The 17,980-nt window shown below is 43.5% G+C and carries 15 protein-coding genes; 5 read left to right on the top strand and 10 right to left on the bottom strand.

Going from position 1 to position 17,980, the window contains the following annotated elements; genetic code table 11:
- Nucleotides 1–3 precede the first annotated feature (3 nt).
- The 3 genes from dnaJ (at nucleotide 4) to HQR03_RS02555 (ending at nucleotide 3,255) form a co-directional block, all read left to right on the top strand.
- Nucleotides 4–1,140: a molecular chaperone DnaJ gene (dnaJ, locus tag HQR03_RS02565; RefSeq protein ID WP_025652943.1), complete on the top strand. Its 1,137-nt coding sequence runs from the start codon at nucleotides 4–6 to the stop codon at nucleotides 1,138–1,140.
- A gap of 239 nt (nucleotides 1,141–1,379) precedes the next feature.
- Complete coding sequence (gene dapB, locus HQR03_RS02560) at nucleotides 1,380–2,210, top strand: 4-hydroxy-tetrahydrodipicolinate reductase (protein WP_101211365.1); 831 nt, start codon at nucleotides 1,380–1,382, stop codon at nucleotides 2,208–2,210.
- 118 nt (nucleotides 2,211–2,328) lie between these two features.
- Nucleotides 2,329–3,255 carry a hypothetical protein gene (locus HQR03_RS02555; RefSeq protein WP_173239017.1) on the top strand — a complete coding sequence of 309 codons (927 nt, stop codon included), beginning with the start codon at nucleotides 2,329–2,331 and terminating at the stop codon, nucleotides 3,253–3,255.
- A 279-nt stretch (nucleotides 3,256–3,534) separates the two neighbouring features.
- On the opposite strand, the gene HQR03_RS02550 is transcribed toward HQR03_RS02555, so the two are convergent.
- The 9 genes from HQR03_RS02550 to erpA all read right to left on the bottom strand — a co-directional run bounded on the left by HQR03_RS02550 (nucleotide 3,535) and on the right by erpA (nucleotide 13,139).
- Entirely contained in the window at nucleotides 3,535–4,710 is a 1,176-nt protein-coding gene (locus HQR03_RS02550; RefSeq protein ID WP_101211383.1) for a type III PLP-dependent enzyme, read from the bottom strand.
- A gap of 110 nt (nucleotides 4,711–4,820) precedes the next feature.
- Nucleotides 4,821–5,375: a peptide deformylase gene (def, locus tag HQR03_RS02545; RefSeq protein WP_025652947.1), complete on the bottom strand. Its 555-nt coding sequence runs from the start codon at nucleotides 5,373–5,375 to the stop codon at nucleotides 4,821–4,823.
- Between the two features lie 252 nt (nucleotides 5,376–5,627).
- Complete coding sequence (locus tag HQR03_RS02540) at nucleotides 5,628–5,882, bottom strand: GlsB/YeaQ/YmgE family stress response membrane protein (protein WP_025652624.1); 255 nt, start codon at nucleotides 5,880–5,882, stop codon at nucleotides 5,628–5,630.
- 328 nt (nucleotides 5,883–6,210) lie between these two features.
- Complete coding sequence (gene mpl / locus HQR03_RS02535) at nucleotides 6,211–7,704, bottom strand: UDP-N-acetylmuramate:L-alanyl-gamma-D-glutamyl-meso-diaminopimelate ligase (protein ID WP_173239016.1); 1,494 nt, start codon at nucleotides 7,702–7,704, stop codon at nucleotides 6,211–6,213.
- A gap of 332 nt (nucleotides 7,705–8,036) precedes the next feature.
- Nucleotides 8,037–8,666: a copper resistance protein NlpE N-terminal domain-containing protein gene (locus HQR03_RS02530; RefSeq protein ID WP_173239015.1), complete on the bottom strand. Its 630-nt coding sequence runs from the start codon at nucleotides 8,664–8,666 to the stop codon at nucleotides 8,037–8,039.
- Nucleotides 8,667–9,229: 563 nt separating this feature from the next.
- Complete coding sequence (locus tag HQR03_RS02525; protein ID WP_173239014.1) at nucleotides 9,230–9,757, bottom strand: disulfide bond formation protein B; 528 nt, start codon at nucleotides 9,755–9,757, stop codon at nucleotides 9,230–9,232.
- 342 nt (nucleotides 9,758–10,099) lie between these two features.
- Complete coding sequence (gene gshA / locus HQR03_RS02520) at nucleotides 10,100–11,674, bottom strand: glutamate--cysteine ligase (RefSeq protein ID WP_173239013.1); 1,575 nt, start codon at nucleotides 11,672–11,674, stop codon at nucleotides 10,100–10,102.
- A gap of 422 nt (nucleotides 11,675–12,096) precedes the next feature.
- Entirely contained in the window at nucleotides 12,097–12,453 is a 357-nt protein-coding gene (locus tag HQR03_RS02515; RefSeq protein WP_173239012.1) for a roadblock/LC7 domain-containing protein, read from the bottom strand.
- 305 nt (nucleotides 12,454–12,758) lie between these two features.
- Nucleotides 12,759–13,139 (bottom strand): iron-sulfur cluster insertion protein ErpA, encoded by a 381-nt coding sequence (erpA, locus tag HQR03_RS02510; protein WP_025652618.1) that lies wholly within the window; start codon nucleotides 13,137–13,139, stop codon nucleotides 12,759–12,761.
- 418 nt (nucleotides 13,140–13,557) lie between these two features.
- Here erpA and HQR03_RS02505 point away from each other — a divergent pair, with 418 nt between their 5' ends.
- Nucleotides 13,558–15,585, top strand: coding sequence for an ABC-F family ATP-binding cassette domain-containing protein (locus HQR03_RS02505; RefSeq protein WP_173239011.1), 2,028 nt, complete (start codon nucleotides 13,558–13,560; stop codon nucleotides 15,583–15,585).
- Nucleotides 15,586–15,672: 87 nt separating this feature from the next.
- On the opposite strand, the gene HQR03_RS02500 is transcribed toward HQR03_RS02505, so the two are convergent.
- Nucleotides 15,673–16,035 (bottom strand): septal ring lytic transglycosylase RlpA family protein, encoded by a 363-nt coding sequence (locus HQR03_RS02500; protein ID WP_025652616.1) that lies wholly within the window; start codon nucleotides 16,033–16,035, stop codon nucleotides 15,673–15,675.
- 872 nt (nucleotides 16,036–16,907) lie between these two features.
- On the opposite strand from HQR03_RS02500, the gene HQR03_RS02495 reads away from it, so the two are divergent.
- Nucleotides 16,908–17,939, top strand: coding sequence for a DnaJ C-terminal domain-containing protein (locus HQR03_RS02495; RefSeq protein ID WP_173239010.1), 1,032 nt, complete (start codon nucleotides 16,908–16,910; stop codon nucleotides 17,937–17,939).
- Nucleotides 17,940–17,980 lie beyond the last annotated feature (41 nt).

Here is a 17,980-nt window from a genome sequence, read left to right as displayed (position 1 = left end):
CCCATGAGTAAGCGCGATTTTTATGAAGTATTAGGTGTCAGCAAGACCGCTGACAGCAAGGAAATTAAGCGAGCCTACCGCAAGCTGGCCATGAAATACCATCCAGACCGCAATTCTGATGATCCTGATGCTGAAGACAAGTTTAAAGAAGCCTCGATGGCTTATGAAGTATTGAGTGATGAAGATAAGCGCTCAGCTTACGACCGTATGGGCCATTCTGCCTTTGAAAATGGCATGGGCGGTGGCGGCTTCGGCGGTGCTGGTGGCGGCAACTTCCAAGACATCTTTGGCGATATCTTTGGCAACTTTGGCGATATCTTTGGTCAATCACGTGGCGGCGGCGGTGGGCGTTCACGTCGCGGCTCGGACTTGCGTTATGTGATTGAGCTGACTTTAGAAGAAGCGGTACGCGGCTGCAAAAAAGAAATCAGCTTTACCGCACCTGCGCCGTGCGAGACTTGTGATGGTAAGGGCGCAAAAGACGCCTCTGATGTCGTGACGTGTCAGATGTGTCATGGTCAGGGCCAAGTGCGTATGCAGCAAGGCTTTTTTGCCGTGCAGCAAGCTTGCCCACAGTGTGGCGGCTCTGGTAAACAGATTAAAAACCCTTGCCCTGACTGTCATGGTAATGGCGTCAAAGACAAATCACGCACGCTAGAAGTATCTATCCCAGCGGGCGTCGATGATGGTGATCGCGTGCGTTTAGCGGGTGAAGGTGAAGCGGGCGGCGCAGGTGTACAAAACGGCGATCTATACGTCGAAGTACGCGTCAAACCGCACAACGTCTTTACCCGTCAAGGTGCCGATCTCTATATGGACGTGCCAGTTAGCATCACCGATGCAGCACTGGGTAAAGAAGTTGAAATCCCAACGCTAGATGGCAAAGTCAAAATCAAGGTCGCAGAAGGGACGCAAAGTGGTAAATTACTGCGTGTGCGCGGCAAAGGCGTGACGCCAGTTCGTACCACTATGAAAGGCGATTTGATCTGCCGCGTGGTCATCGAGACGCCAGTGAATTTGACACGTGAGCAAAAAGAGCTACTACGCGAATTCCAAGATACACTTGATGGTGATAGCAAACATCAACAGTCGCCACATAAAAAGTCATTCTTCAAAAAGATTGGTGAGTTGTTTGACTAAAACGTCTGATTGCTGAATCGCTATATGTAAAGCAAGTAGTTGACACAGCATAAGGTTAGACAGGATAAGCATTTCAAATAAGTGGTTAATTTAGCCTAGAGGTTTCACATGAAACCTCTAGGCTTTTTTATTGAGTGTATCAAAGACAATTGATACATTGATACATTGATATTTGCTAAACTTACGATAAATATTATGCAAAATCCCTTTATTAAAAATAAAATATTTAGGACAGAGATATGAGTCAACAAGTAAAAAACCAAGCTATTAAAGTCGGTGTCATCGGTGCCGGTGGGCGTATGGGGCGTATGCTTATTGAAGCGGTACAGGACAACTCGCAAACTGCGCTTAACGCTGCGATTGAACGTCAAGGTTCAAGCCTTGTCGGTGCAGATGCGGGCGAAGTTGCAGCGATTGGTCGTTTAGATGTACAGATTGTCGATGATTTAAAAACAGTCATTAATGACATCGATGTGCTGATTGATTTTAGCTTGCCAGATGCCACTGAGCAAAATATGCAAATCTGTGCAGCGCATAAGGTGGCGATGGTGATTGGCACTACAGGATTCAATGAGCAGCAAGAGAAAGTCTTGGCAAAAGCGAGTGAGCAAGTTGCTATCGTTTATGCGGGTAACTATTCAACAGGCGTTAATTTGTCATTAAAGTTGCTCGGCATGGCAGCCAAAGCCTTTGGCACTGATGCGGATGTAGAGGTCATCGAAGCCCATCATAAGCACAAAATCGATGCCCCATCAGGCACAGCTTACATGATGGCAGAGGCCGTCGCAGAGGCTCGCGGACAGAACTTAAAGGACGTCGCTGTCTATGGTCGCGAAGGGCAAACAGGCGAGCGCGAAGCGGGTAGCATTGGTATTCATGCGATACGGGGCGGTGAAATCATCGGCGATCATACCGTGATGTTTATTGCAGATGGTGAAGTGGTTGAGATTACCCATCGTGCGCGCGCGCGTATGACCTTTGCCGCTGGTGCGGTACGTGCGGCAACTTGGGTAATTAAGCAGGAAGTCGGGCAATATAATATGCAGGATGTTTTAGGCTTAAATGACTAAGGCTTAAATGAATAAGGCTTAAATACCTCATACTTAAATGACTAAGGGTTTTTGCTGATGGTTTGATAGCTGCTAAGTATGGCTTTTGATAGCGTTTAACTATTGTTAGAGGTCAATTATGAATAAGTTGAGCGAACATTTAAGAGAGAGTTTTGGTCGGGTAGTGGCTATACTTAACATTGTTAAAAATATAAAAACTGTCAAAGCCATAAGTTATAAGCGTCCGATAGCATTTACTTTAAGTTTAACGGTACTGCCGATAGTCGTACAAGCAGCTACTTTTCAAACCTACGTCATCCATACCTATGGTGGTGATGCACTGTTGCCTGCGGTACGCCAGCAATTGAATAATAGTCGCGATGGCGGTACGGTGTCTACTTATCAGGATAAGCTGGTATTGCATACCACCGCCGCTAATTATCAAGCGGTACAGCAATTACTGAGTCAAATTGACGGTCAACCACAGGCGTTGATCGTTGCTGTGCGTGTTGGTAATAATAGTGATTCTCAAAGTAATATTCAGCAAGGTCAGGTTATTATTAGCAATCGCGGCATTGAGGGTTCAGAGATAATTAATCAGCGCAATAGTCAGCAGCAAGGCAATAATTTATATCAAGTACAAACGCTATCTGGTAGTGCCGCGAGCATTAGTACAGGCACGCTCTATGCGCTGACTCAAACCTATCATGCCACTACGTATCCAACTTATAATCGACCATCGGGGCAGATTATTATTCAGCAGCAAGTATTACTGCCAACGACGCAAGGCATTGCTGTGACGCCACGGCTAATACCAAACGGGCAAGTCGAAGTGCAGTTATCACAAGTTGATGAGCAGCTCGTGCGTTCTCATTCGTCTTATAAGCAAAATAGTTATAATGCTATTCAAGGTCAGCGCTTAAATAGTACCATTGTCGTACCACGTGGACAGTGGGTGACGATCGGTCAGATTTCACAGAATAATCAAACCCAACGCTCAAGCTATGGCAGTAATCGCACTGTTAATAACACTAATAGTATGCCTATCTCGCTGTTAGTGCAGTAGTTAGTATTACATCGTTCCTTGTTATTCAAGGAGTTATAGTTGATCTATTTTTTAAAAGAATACAGTGCTGCTGGGACTAATTTTTTGTAGCCTCTGTCTGCGTAGGCATAGCAAGCAAGAAAAATTTGTCCCAGTAGCGCGTTATAACATCTGTGCTTCTTTTATTTAGAAATGATTATAATAATGGGCGGCATAGATGATAGATGAAAAAGCATAAAAAAGCGCGGCACTGCTAATCACAGTACCGCGCTTTTCTTATTGCTGAGCATTCACTGAGAATTAATCAATATAAACCACTTCTAACGGTGGAAAACCATTGAACTCGACCGATGAATACGAGTTGGTATACGCACCCGTGGTTAACCAAAAGATTTTATCGCCAATTTCTAGCTCTTCTGGTAATTGATAACCTGCTTCTTCATACATGATATCGGTTGAGTCACAGGTTGGACCGGCCAATACGACCGTACCTTCGCTGGTTGAGGTTTCCATCTTAGGCGTATAAACTGGATATTTAATCGCTTCACCCAAGGTTTCAATTAAGCCTTGGAACAAACCCACATCAGTATAGACCCAACGCGTCAAGTCAGTATGCGACTTACGCGAAATGAGCACCACGTCACTGACCAATACCCCTGAACCACCGACCAATGAGCGACCGGGTTCTAGGATAATCTCCGGCATATCTTCCTCATCATAATCATCCGTCAAATAACGAGTGATTTCTTCAGCGTAAACTTTTACGGGATTCACTTCACTAATATAATTGGCTGGAAAACCGCCGCCTAAGTTGATCATTTGCAGCTTAATATCTTCTTCGTTTTTCATCCAGTCAAACATATATTTGACCTTGGCTAAGGCATCATCCCAAGCGGCAACATCTTTTTGCTGGCTACCCACATGGAACGAGATACCATAAGGCACTAGACCCAAATCACGGGCTTGAATCAACAGCTCAATTGCCATGTTTGGATGGCAACCAAACTTACGAGACAATGGCCACTCAGCGGTCTCAGAGCCTTGTACTAAGATACGCACAAATATTTTTGAACCAGGAGCGTATTTGGCAATATTTTTTAGATCGGCTTCTGAGTCGGTCGCATACAAATCAATGCCTTTCTCAAAAGCATATTTGACGTGCTCGGCTTTTTTGATGGTGTTGCCATAAGAAATACGCGATGGCTCAACGCCGCAGTCAAGGACACGATCAAGCTCATAAATGGACGCACAATCAAAGTTTGAGCCCAGTTCAGCCAATAGATTAATGACTTCGACAGCAGGGCTGGCTTTCATCGCATAATGCAACTTGGCATTCGGAAAAAAACCAACCATTTCATGATATTTGGTTTTGATACGACTCAGGTCCACCACTAAAAATGGGGTTTCGCGACCTTCGGCAGCTTTGGTGAATTTCTGCCAGCCGGCAGGGTCAAAATATTGGTCAATTTTGATCATGGTCATGGTGGGGAACCTTAAGTTAACACAGGATAGGGTGAATAATAAAAACCAATGCATGCTTGAGATAATCGGACAATAGGTCCTGAATTAACTATAAATGCATCCAATTAAGAGTTGGTGGTTTGCGGCTGCTTTTCAGAGGCTGGCTCACCTTGCTTTTCACGTATTTTGAGCACTTTACGAACTTTATCACGTGCCCGCGTTTGCTTAAGACGTGATAAATAATCGACGAATATGACCCCATTTAGATGATCCATCTCATGCTGGATACAGACGGCAAGTAGGCCTTCGACTTCTTCATCGATCTTTTCGCCGTTCTCATCTAAGGCTTCAATGCGCACTTTATTAGGGCGTTCAACTTTATCATAGACCTCAGGGACTGACAAACAACCTTCTTCGTACGGTTGCTTTTCTTCTACCAATGGCGTGACTTTTGGGTTAATAAAAACCTTTGGATCGTTTTTATCTTCTGACAAATCGATAACGATGAGCTGAATATGACGATCGACTTGACTGGCAGCCAGACCAATACCTTGGGCGTCATACATGGTCTCAATCATATCAGCGATTAAGGTTTTGATTTCAGCAGTGACTTCCTTGACAGGCTTCGCAATCGTGCGTAAGCGCGGGTCTGGATAGCTTAAGATAGGGAGTAAAGCCATAACGCTCACCTCAATGATAAGGACAAAATAGGGTTGATATTATAAGATAAATGGGGACAAAAGTAATGCTTATCAATACTTTCGCGCAACTATTACTTTTTAGCATAGTAAAAACCAAGATAGTTACTTTTATTAGGATCATAAAAAAGCCCTGCAAATAGCAAGGCTTTTCGATTGGTCTCGGTTAAACGCTCGTTGGTTCAACTCAAGTGGTTTTGCTCACTTTGTCTGACCAAACTGTTTAATTAGAGGTTATACACCACGTTTGCTCATGATCATCTCATAGATGAAGAGCAAGATAATGGCACCGATTACTGAGAATATTAGACCAGTAAAGCCACCATCAGCATTTATGCCGATAACGCTAGCAATGACACCACCCAATAAAGCACCAACGATACCCAAGACAATGGTCATAATCCAACCCATAGGGTCGCTACCTGGCTTAATTGCTCGTGCTAATAGACCAGCGACCAAACCTACGATAATCATCCAAATAAAGCCCATTTCATTCTCCTAATTTATTGTAATTTAAATGTATTATTAATTATTGATGGCTTTGATAAATACATTGTAAGGACTCTATAGGAATAAGAGTAAGCACAAAATGTTACCAGTGTACGGGCTATGTGAGAAAAAACCTCGAATTGCTATCGCACAGGTGCAATAGGTAAACGAAAGGTTAAAAAGGTAGCAATGTCGCTAATATTTGAATATTCAACAGACCCTAGTCTGAGTTGATTATAATTTATAAAAGATGAGCATAAAAATAGCGCCGTTTATGATTAATAAGCGACGCTATCATTCTGACAGTAGTTTTGATTGGTCGGTTGAACTATTGCTCGCGCAAGGCGGTTAATAGGCGCTGATGAATATTCTCAAAGCCGCCATTAGACATAATGACAATCGCATCACCAGCTTTTGCATGGCTAGTGATATGTTCAATAATAGCATCGACGCTAGAGAGTACCTGTTGGTTGTCGATATTAGGATTGGCAGTATTGGCATTGTCGATGACGTCTTTTAGACCCCATTCGAGACCAGTAGGCTCATACCAAAGTGTATAGTCGGCGAGGGCAGCAGACTCAGCCAAACTGTCTTGATGAATGCCCATTTTCATGGTGTTACTACGTGGCTCAATGATTGCCCAAATGCGTCTATCAGCCAGTTTCTTTTTGGCACCATCCAACGTGGTGGTGATGGCAGTCGGATGATGGGCAAAGTCATCAAACACTAAAATATTATTTACATCACCGATGAGTTCCATACGACGCTTGATACCAGCAAATGCTGATAACGCTGCGCAAGCAGTTTTGACATCGACGCCAACATTATAGGCAGCGGCGACAGCAACCAGTGCATTATTGACGTTGTGAATACCGCTCATCGACCAATCGATGAGCGCTGTGGCTTCTTTATCAGCTGCGAAACTAACCTTGAATTGACCGCCGTCTTTGCTAATAAGTTCGGCTTGCCAGTCGCTACTGTTTTTTAGAGTCGTATTATTGTCGCCGTCATTAGCATTAGCCTCTGTTGAGTCAATCACTGCCGTGCGCCAAATAGGCGTCCAAACGCCTTTTGCCAAGGTATCTTCTAAGCTAATAGTTGCTGCCGGCATGATAATTTTGCCGGTACTTGGAATCATGCGTACCATGTGATGGAACTGGGTCTGGATAGCATCGAGATCTGCAAAAATATCAGCATGATCAAATTCAAGGTTGTTTAAAATAGCGGTACGCGGGCGATAATGAACGAATTTTGAACGCTTATCAAAAAATGCCGAATCATACTCATCAGCTTCAATCACGAAATAGCCAGTTTTTTCTGCTGCATCATTGGTTTTTTCAGCACCCAAATAGCTGCTATGTGCAAAAACTTGCTGCAAATGCTCGTCAGTGGTATCGACTAGCGGCACACCACCAATCAAAAACCCCGCATCAATACCTGCATAATGCAGTATCCAGGCAAGCATGGTCGTCGTCGTGGTTTTACCATGAGTACCGGCAACGGCGATGACGTGACGCGACTGCAACACTTTTTCAGACAAAAATTGTGGCCCTGAAGTATAGCGTAGACCTGTGTCTAGCATATATTCGATGACATCCATCCCGCGCTTCATGGCGTTACCAACGACGACTAAATCTGGCGCTGGCTGCAAGTGCTCTATCAGATAGCCTTGCTCAATCGTCACGCCCGCATCTTCAAGTTGGGTAGACATCGGTGGATAGACATTGGCATCTGAGCCCGTGACCGTATGTCCAAGCTCGCGTGCCAATAAGGCCAATGAGCCCATAAAAGTACCACAAATACCAAGAATATGAATATGCATAGACGTTCCGTACGAGCTTGAATAAGAAAATGAAATTGTAGAGTTATCCGAAAAGGTAGCAACATCAAAGCGCTGCGTATTTTAGGACGTACCCAACCTATTGGTCACGAGTGCTGGCTATATCAGAGCATTGATAAATGGTTACGGCGCAAACCTCGCTTGCTATACTAAACGACCTATTTGCGCTCGGTTGTTCTATAGCCAGCAGGCACTTATTGTAAAGTAAACACTGTTGGATGACCAATAAAAAACGCCCAATAGATAGGCGTTATGCGACTGCTTATTTGGCATCATTAGATTGAGTGTATTCAATCTTTTATACTGCTGCACTTTTATCTGCGTGACAAGGTATAGTCGCCGTTGGGATTTTTGTACTCATCCATCATCACCAGATGGTTGTCTTGGATATGATAGGTTTCGATATGCTTACTTTCATAAACAATCGTAATTGTATCATTGTCTTGGCGATAAATACCCGACTCGAGCAATGGCTGGCGCGGCGGCTCAGCACTATTATAGAGGCTGGTTTTTAACACTGAACCATCGGCGAATAAGTTCAGAGTAAGATCGATATTGTCGCAAGATGCGCAAGGAACCATACCACCATAATCGCCCATTAACGTAGCCTGTAATGCACTATTATCATTTGGCTCTGAGATCATGAGTGAGTGACGTGTATGCGTGTCATCATCGGGTTGGGCGGCGTTAATGAGCGATTGACCTGTATCTGCATTGGCCGATATATCAGTATCCGTTTGCTGATTGTCTTGCGCAGCATCTTGCAGAGCAGCGTTTTCCGTATTATCGACGGGGGCAACTTTAGTGCTTATGCCTTTATTGGTCGTCGACGAAGAGCTGTCGCAACCAATAAGCAGTAAGCAGATAGGCACGGCTAATAAGGGTCGACGAGCGCGTCTTATGATATTAGAACTGGTAGAAAAAATAGACGTAAGATATATCATGGCATACCAAAAACAGTTTTTAAATAGATTCTAGAAACGTTACGAGTATTGTCAATTATGACCGAGCCAGCGCGATCGCCGAAGCTCAATGGCTGTTATCAGAGATAAAAGCGGACGAGCTTACTGAGTCCGTATTAGGCGTCTGACGGCATTGTTTTATCGGTTGGTATCGATTAATAATAAGGCTGAGCTATAGATATTGAACATTGTGCTTGTTCATTAATGGCTAGTAGCTAATGGCTGGTAGCTAATGGTTGATAGTTAACGAATGTATAATTAAAACACATCATTATACCAGTTAAGTATACAAGCTGTCTCACCATACCAAAGCTCAAAGATATCTATGTGGACTTTTTGTTATAATCAACTCGATGGGAGAACAGATAGGGTAGCACTTATAACGACACTTATAATAAATAATAGCGATTCAATAACAGCAATAAATACAGCGCATAAAAAAGAAAGCGCATAAAAAAATGGCAAATCCCTTTATGTTAGATATTTGCCATTGTATAAAAGTATAAAGCGTTATCTTGCTTGGTAGTTAGCCGCGCCGATTGCTGTTAAGCACGACGAATAGGGGTAGCAGGGCGTACGATGCGCCATAATATTATTACATGCACTATCAATAGAATGCTAAAAAGAATCAGTGATTGCTCAGGAATACTCAAGCCCATAAATCGCCAAGCAATCTCAGCACACTCACCAGAACCAGCAAACACTTCATTCAAGACTTGCTTCATTGGTAAGGTGTCGAGCCAATAGTCTAATCCCGGACCACAAGAAGGGACTTGGTCAGCGGGCAAGTGTTGTAACCAGACATGACGCGCAGCAACCGCAGTAGCCCAGCCGATACCTGCTAAGCTACCAAGCCATAATATAAGTCTTACCACTTTAGATTTCGGATTAAACAGTGCTGCTATTAAGGCAAAGCCACCCATAACCATCAGGCCGATACGCTGAAAAATACAAAGTGGGCAAGGTGATAGACCCAGATGGCGCTGTAAATAAAACAGCGCAAAGCTCATTCCTATCACTGCCATTAATACCAAAAAGACTTGCAAGTTACGGTAGGTGGTTAGCTTTAGCATTGGTCAAATACTCTTATAAAATAATCAATAAAACACTAGGGCGTGTTGAACATTCACAAATAGGCACTGCTGATTGCTAAAATGGTTTCATACAAGGCGCAAGTCGACGATAATGTTAACACCTTAGCTAGACTTGCAACGCAGTATGGGGCGATTTTAGCATCAGCCCGTAGGGACAGGACTGTTTTTTGCCGCTTCTGTGTTAAAAATAGACGTTTAGAAAGACTAAACTTAAGATTTTTAACGTTGAATCGCCTAAAAAATAGTCTCTGTCAGTGCCATGGTCGAATGTTCAACACGCCCTATAAACAATAAAATACCATGAACAATAGAAAACGTTAATTAGCGATACTGTTGTAAGAAGTCCATAAAGTCTTCGGTCTCGGCGGCTTCAATTTCTGCTTGCTGAAGTATTGATTTTTCAGCCAATACTTCATATTTGGCTTGGTTGTTGGGGCTAAGAGTTTGTTGCAAGAGAGAATCGCGATGCTGCTGCGCTAAGGTAAAGCCCAGCTGCCATAAACTGCCTAGACGTTTGCTATCAGAGTTTACTTGCGCCGATATGGTCGATTCAGAATGTCCCGCTTTGCCTTGCATCAATGCTACCGCCGCACGGTAGTCATTACCACCATAGTGCGCATCGAGTAGGGCGGCTAGAGGTTGCATACGATCTAGGTGTATCAACATCCAGCTTTCTAGTGATTGCTCCGCACCATTATTAATGATGTGCAAATTGTCACGGCGACCTTCATTGACCACGCGCTCAAGATTGATGGCCAGCGCTTCTTCTTCCTCAGGCATCAATTCAGGCGAATCATTTAGCAAGCAATAAAGCGCCATCACTTCTAAAAAACAAGCGCTCGATAGACGGATACCGATATCGCTATAAGGATCGAGATCAATAGCGCGGAACTCAACGTAAGCGATGCCGCGACGCTCCAGCGCTTCGGTAGGCGTCTCGCCACTCATCGCAATTTGTTTGGGGCGGATAGGGCTATAGTATTCATTTTCTATTTGTAGAATATGGTTATTGATCTGGATAGGATGACCCTCAGCATCATCCAAACCAAGCTTTTCAAAGCTCTCGTGCGGCGTTTGAATCGCGCGGCGTAGGCCAGCGACATACTCTGGTAGATAGTTATAGCGAATATCCAGCTGCTCTTGCACACTATTGGTATAGCCAAGCTTGCCCATACGTAGGCTGGTCGCTGCAGGCTTGTAATAAGTTGAATCGTTGAGCAGCTCTAAATCGTGCTCGCGTCCTGCTATAAAACAAGGACAGACACTGGGACTGGCGCCTAGCAAATACAGTACCAGACTGGTCAGACGCTTAAAGTTGCGAATCAGACCTAGGTACTTCTCATTCTTAAATTCTGTCAACGTTTGGCTTTGCGCAGCTGGTACTTTTGCTTGCCACGCTTCGAATAGGTTGTCACCGAAAGATAAGTTGTAATGCAAACCAGCAATCGTCTGCATGCGGCGACCATAACGAATACCCAGACCACTACGATATAACGTTTTTAGCTTACCCGTGTTAGAGCTACCATAATCCGCCAAAGGGATGTCTTCGTCTTTGGATGACAGCATGCATGGCATCGATAGTGGCCACATGAGCTCACCTTCAGGCATACCTTGGTACACTAAAAGATGGAGCTGACGCAGCATATTTAGCGTCTCTTTGGGGCTGGTTTTTGGGTCAGTGATGAGCTCAAGCAAGCTCTCAGAATAATCGGTTGTAATAAAGGGATGCGTGAGCTTGGAGCCAAGTTTGATTGGGTGCGGCGTTTGCGCCAAATAGCCATCGGGCTTGACGCGCAGACCTTCTTTTTCGATACCGCGCAGCATACCCGCTAAGTGCTGGGTATCAAACCAATTAGGGATTTCAAAACTAACAAAGCTATGTGCAAAATTACTCATAATAGTCATCTATTGTTATTTGTTATGGCGGCTCAAAACACGACAGGTGTATGACCATAAAAGAGGTAGGTATTTAGATTAATAATGACGTCAGTTTAGCTCAAAGCCACCCTGAAAACCACGGACAATTACAAATACAATAAGCTTTGCTTAAAGTCGGTCGATGACTATTTGGCTAATAAACTTGGCGTATTTACGTCGGTATTACACGTTTTATAGTTACTCATGAATACTTTAGGTCAGTAAGTGATTGTTGTCTATATCATTGATAATAAAAAATTTATTGCCAAAAACAAGGGATTGGCTAAACTAAAAAAAGCACCTACCAAGTGGGTAGATGCTTTAGAACGCTACGAGTAATCAAGCTCAGTGCGGGTATTGTCACGAGCAAATGATTGAGTTATAACGGGCTCATTACTGACTTAAGAAAAATCTAATTCAGTTTCAAAGCTTTTTAGGTTATGACGTGCCATCGCTAGGTTTGACTTTTGACGATCAAGCACAAGATATAAGAACAAGTTGTCGTTGCGTACTAATGGACGTAGCAAGTGATACTGCTTGCTTAGGGTAATCAGGATATCTTCGATGCTCTCATTCAGACCTAGTGCTGCGGCAACCTTACGTTTAGAGCGCAATACTTCCGTGTTACCAGCAGCGGCAAGCTCAAGATCGATGCCAGAACCAAGCGTGGCCATTGCAAGACCAGATTCGCTGTCTACTAGCGCAGCTGCAATAAAGCCGTCGATGTCATTTAGTGCGTCAAGTGTTAATTTAGCCATTGGTCATGTACCTTAATTGTTTGGGATATAAAGAGAGTTTCTCAAAAATGTCATCAATTAATAGCTTCGATTAATCAGCTTAAATTCAAATTGATTAATGTAGCTACTAAAAATATGGTGATATTTAAGCATATCCTTATAATAAAACAATAAAAAACCGACCAAATAGGCTTTTAGTCGGATTATCGGCGCGCAATATAATATTAAGTATACAACCGTACACTTAATTTATCACAATAGTTTTCTATTTATTTAGCATTGATTAATAATAGTTATCAATCAAAAGCCTAAATCCACTATTTAACTTAGATGGAAAATGACGAGCCGCAACCACAAGTAGTCGTGGCGTTCGGGTTGGTGACGATAAAGCGCGCGCCTTCTAGTCCTTCGGTATAATCAACGGTAGAGCCTTGCAGATACTGATAGCTTAAAGAGTCTACCACTAGAGTGACGTCGCCATTGTCAAAGTTGGCATCGTCCTCATTTAGGTCATTGGCAAAGTTAAAGCCGTAAGAAAAACCTGAGCAGCCGCCGCCAGTCACATAGACGCGCAGCATAAGATCGCTGTCACCTTCTTCTTCGCGCAAGCGCCGCACTTTTTGTGCTGCACTGTCGGTTAGGCTTAATACGGTAGGATCTACCGGCTGGCTTGAGCTTGGATTAAATTGGTTGGCTGATTCGTTCATATCTACCTCAGTTGCTAGGATCAAATGCGGTCGTCGTCCTGTTTGGGTTTGCAACTGATATCGTTGCAAATAAAGATACGCGCGGCGTTTGATTCAATTGGGTGCTGTCGTTATAGCAATGTCGTTTGGTTATTATAAGGTTGGTAGTTGCGCCATCACAACCCTTTAGTTGTCTGCAGGCATTACGCTTTTGGCAGTATATCATAATGGGGGTCACGATTAGTTTGTCAAGAGGGATCATCATCCATACGGGTTTTAAGACTGGCTTTTTTAGCACAATAACTGCTTGGTTTTGAAATAGTTATTTAATCGTTTGCCTATGGGGCAAGCGTTTGAAATAATAGCCGCCAGTTAACATGCCAGATGTGTGTTTTTTATTGCCTTATATTTTATATTACTGTTGAGATGAAGAAATTATATGATCGAATTTAAAGACGTTGGTGTTCGCCGTGATGGTCGTGAGTTGTTTGCAGGGGCAAGCTTCCAGCTACATCCGGGCCACAAAGTTGGCTTAACGGGCAATAACGGCACTGGTAAATCGACTTTGTTTGCCTTATTACTGACGCGAATGGGCACAGGCGATACCGAGGTTACCCTTGATAGGGGCGAAGTGAGCATTCCTGATAGCTGGCATGTGGCGCATATGGCGCAGGAAGTGGGTGCGAGTGCACAAACGGCGATTGATTATGTGTTAAGTGGTGACGAGCAGTGGTATGAGATTAACGCGGCTTTAAATGATTTGAGCAGTGTCAGTGATGAGCAGATTGGGGTGTTGCATCAGCAGTTTGATGAGATCGATGGCTATCGTACACCGACTAAAGCCGCGCAAATCATGGCGGGTCTTGGTTTTAATACCAATCAGCATGAGCTGCCCGTAGAAGGGTTTTCGGGTGGTTGGCGTATGCGTTTAAACCTCGCCAAAACCTTGATGAGCCGTGCTGACTTAATGCTACTCGATGAGCCAACCAACCATTTGGACTTGGATGCCATTCTGTGGCTTGAGACTTGGATTAATGCCTTTACCGGTCTGGTCATCGTGATCTCACATGACCAAACCTTCTTAGACAATACTGTCGGTCATATCTTGCACGTTGAGCAGCAAAAAATCACCCTTTATACGGGTAACTATCAGCAGTTTATCCGTACCCGTCATGAGCGTATGGCGCAGCAGCAGCAAGCGTTTGAAAAGCAAGAAGCGACTAAGGCACATTTGGATGACTTTATTCGTCGCTTCCGTGCCAAGGCCAGTAAGGCCAAACAAGCACAGAGCCGTATCAAGCAGCTTGAGCGCATGGCAGAGCTATCACCAATGATGGCAGACAACCCGTTTTCGTTCCGCTTTTATGAGCCAGCGAATATGAGCTCGCCATTGATTGAGCTAACCGATGCCGATATTGGTTATAGCGATACGCCCCTACTTTATAATGCCAATGTGCAAGTGACCCCTGATACTCGTATCGGGCTGCTTGGGATGAATGGCGCGGGTAAATCGACGTTGGTTAAAGCCTTGGTCGGTGAGCTTAGTGTATTAAAAGGCAGTTACAAGGTTTCAGATACGCTCAAACTTGGCTACTTTAATCAGCATCAAATGGATATCCTTGATCCTAAGGCAACCCCAATCGAGATGTTACGTCGCCTAGCAGGTAAAACGTCTGATGCGATGCTGCGCTCGTTTTTAGGTAGCTTTGATTTCCGTGGCGACCGTATCGATACCATCAGTGAGCTATTCTCTGGTGGCGAGCGTGCGCGCTTAACGCTAGCTTTGATCGTTTGGCAACGTCCGAACGTCCTTGTACTCGATGAGCCAACCAACCATTTGGATTTACAAATGCGCCAAGCATTGACCATCGCCTTGCAAGGGTTTGAAGGGGCAGTGGTACTGGTATCGCATGATCGCGAGTTGATTGCCAACGTCTGTGATGAGCTGTACTTAGTCCATGATGGTCAAATCGATGAGTTCGATGGTGACATCAGCGACTATGGTAAGTGGCTGGCAGAAAAGCGCAAGCAAGAGAATTCAACAGACAAAAGCAGCAGTAAGAAAAAGAATAAAAAAGCGAATAAGAAGTTTGTTTCACGTGAAACAGCTGAAGGAGTATCCAACAATTCTTCCTCTACTAGCAAAGCACCAGCAAAAAACGAAGCTGCTCAACCAACGCTTAGTAAAGATGCGCTGCGCAAAATGGCCGCTGAACAACGTAAATTGACCGCGCCGATACGTCGTGATATCGAAAATACAGAAAAGGCATTGGCTAACATTGATGAGCAGCTCATGGCTTTAGAAGAAAAGCTGGCTAATACTCAGCTATATGAAGAAAGCCGTAAGTCTGATTTATTGGTTTTGCTCAATGAACAAACAGCGCTACAGCAGCAGCACAGCGACAATGAAGAGAAACTATTGCTGTCTATGACGACGCTAGAGGAAATGGAAGCTGGTTTTGAATAAATAGGTTTCATGATGGGTGAAGTGGTTATTCACTGATAATAACAAGCATAAAAAAAGGGAGAGCGTTAGCTCTCCCTTTTTATTACATTATTGCAGACGGTATTTACCATCACCATAAGAGAGTATTTTCATTGTGGTCGTACAAAGCTCGCAGTTTATCTGACTAGCAGCAGCTTTAGATAAATCAAGAATGCGTCCTCGAATGAAAGGCCCTCTATCCGTAATTTTTACGATCACGCTCTGCTTGGTCTTTTTATTGGTCACTTGTACCTTCGTACCGAATGGCAAGGTTTTATGCGCAGCGGTCAAAGAGTTCATGTTAAAGATACTGCCACTGGCTGTACGCTTACCGTGAAACTTACTACCGTAATAGCTGGTATTACCAGCGAACACTGTGGTACTTAACAGTAGTGATAAAGTGATAACTAAAGACTTGATGAAATAAGACATTTAATACCTTTAAGCGATTTATAAAATAGACAGGTAGGCTTGCCTATATCGTCCATACTCCCTATGAGCATGAACACTATATCCATTTTAACGTACATAGCTTGTCATATCCTTACTGCTCTGTAAAAGAACGCTAGAGGTCAAATATTTCCATAGTAATAATCAACTAATGACCAGTAAAAATGTAGAATAAAGCATTGATTTAAAAGAAAAATTAATTGCCCTCAGACGAGGTTAGGAGCCGTTTAAGCAAGGCTTTCTTAAGGCTCAGCCCTTATAAAAGGTGCTTGCAACGGCATTTTGAATCAGTATGTTAGTGTGATTTAACGCGGTCATATTTGGAATAAAAAATTGAGTAAAAAATAATGTAAATAAAACTTGCTATATTATTACTATTTTGTAAGGTGTAAGAAGTCGGGTATTATCAAAAGTATCTAGCAATAATATTTTCATCGTTTTGATTAAACGGTTTTTGAATTTTGTAATACCAAGTGTTTACCAGTGCAATGCTTTGAAAAAACATATTCTGCCGTCTAAAAGTAAGTAGACAGATAAAGCCTCACTGGTAGTGAGCCATAAAAGCATGTAAACCAAATTGACATTACGCCAACAGTTGTCAAAGAAAAATGATGCCAGAATCATAGTGATAAACGCTAATACAGTGACACACATCAATATAGTGACACATGCGAATAATGAGGGATTAGGTCATTCAGATAACCCAACGTCGAGCCTCGCTTGTCATCATTACTGTATTACTAATACTCCCTTATTAATGGCAGCAGCAAGCGAAAAAATGAAATATTGACTCATTATCCCCATATTATGTATTAACTGAATAATTAGAAATATATACGATAAGGAAAAACAATATGGCAGAAAAAAACTATTACGACATTTTAGGGGTCAAAAAAGACGCCTCAGACGCTGATATCAAGAAAAAATACCGTAAGCTCGTTCGTCAATTTCATCCAGATGTCAGTGACGATCCGGACGCGGATAACAAGATTGCTGAAATCAATAACGCTTACGAAACCATTCGAGATAAAGACAAGCGTGCTGAATATGACGCGATGCTAAACAACCCGTTTGCTGGTCAAGCTGGCACTGGCGGTTTTGGTGGCTTCGGCGGTCAATCAGCAGGCGCTGGGCAGGGTGGCTTTCGCTGGGAAGATATCAAAGACCAGTTTGGTGATGGCGCAGCCTACGGCGATGGTGGCTTTCGCTTCGATGATATATTCTCGGCATTTGGTCGTGGCGCACGTGGCTCAACCAATGGGCAGGCAGGTAGCCGCTCTCAAAGTGCTGGCTTCGATCAATTTGGTGGTGGTTTTGGCGCACAAGATAGCAAGGGTCAAGACCAACATGCGGAAATCAACGTTGATTTGGCGTCGGTCTATAATGGCAATGACTATAGTATTAAATTGAACGTTCCCGTCCGTCAACCTAATGGCAGCGTCGATTATGAAAATAAAACGCTCAAAATAAAAATCCCTAAAGGCATTACTGATGGCAAGCAAATTCGCCTGACAGGGCAAGGTGCTGCTGGCGGCGGTAGTGGTAAAAATGGCGATTTATTCTTAAAAGTTAAAATCCAGCACGCCGATAACATTCGTATCGAAGGAGCTGATGTCTATCAAACCGTAAATATAGCACCATGGGAAGCCGCACTGGGTGAAAAAATTAACCTCAGTACGCCAGCAGGTATGCTTGGTGTGACTGTCCCTAAAAACAGTAAATCTGGTAGCAACTTGCGCTTAAAAGGTAAGGGTATCCCTGCCAAACAAGCGGGTGATTTGTACTTAACCTTAAATATTGTTAACCCTGATATTAGCAGTGAGACTGCCACCCAAGCTTATGAGCAACTAAAACAAGCCTTTGCCGAGACGAGTATAGAACGCTAATGGCAATGCTTGGTTTGGTAACAGCTTAATGACAGTGCTTA

The organism is Psychrobacter okhotskensis (genome assembly GCF_013248965.1).
Classification (GTDB): domain Bacteria; phylum Pseudomonadota; class Gammaproteobacteria; order Pseudomonadales; family Moraxellaceae; genus Psychrobacter; species Psychrobacter okhotskensis.
Note: the sequence above shows the minus strand (reverse complement) of the source record. Positions and strands in the feature narration are given on the sequence as shown.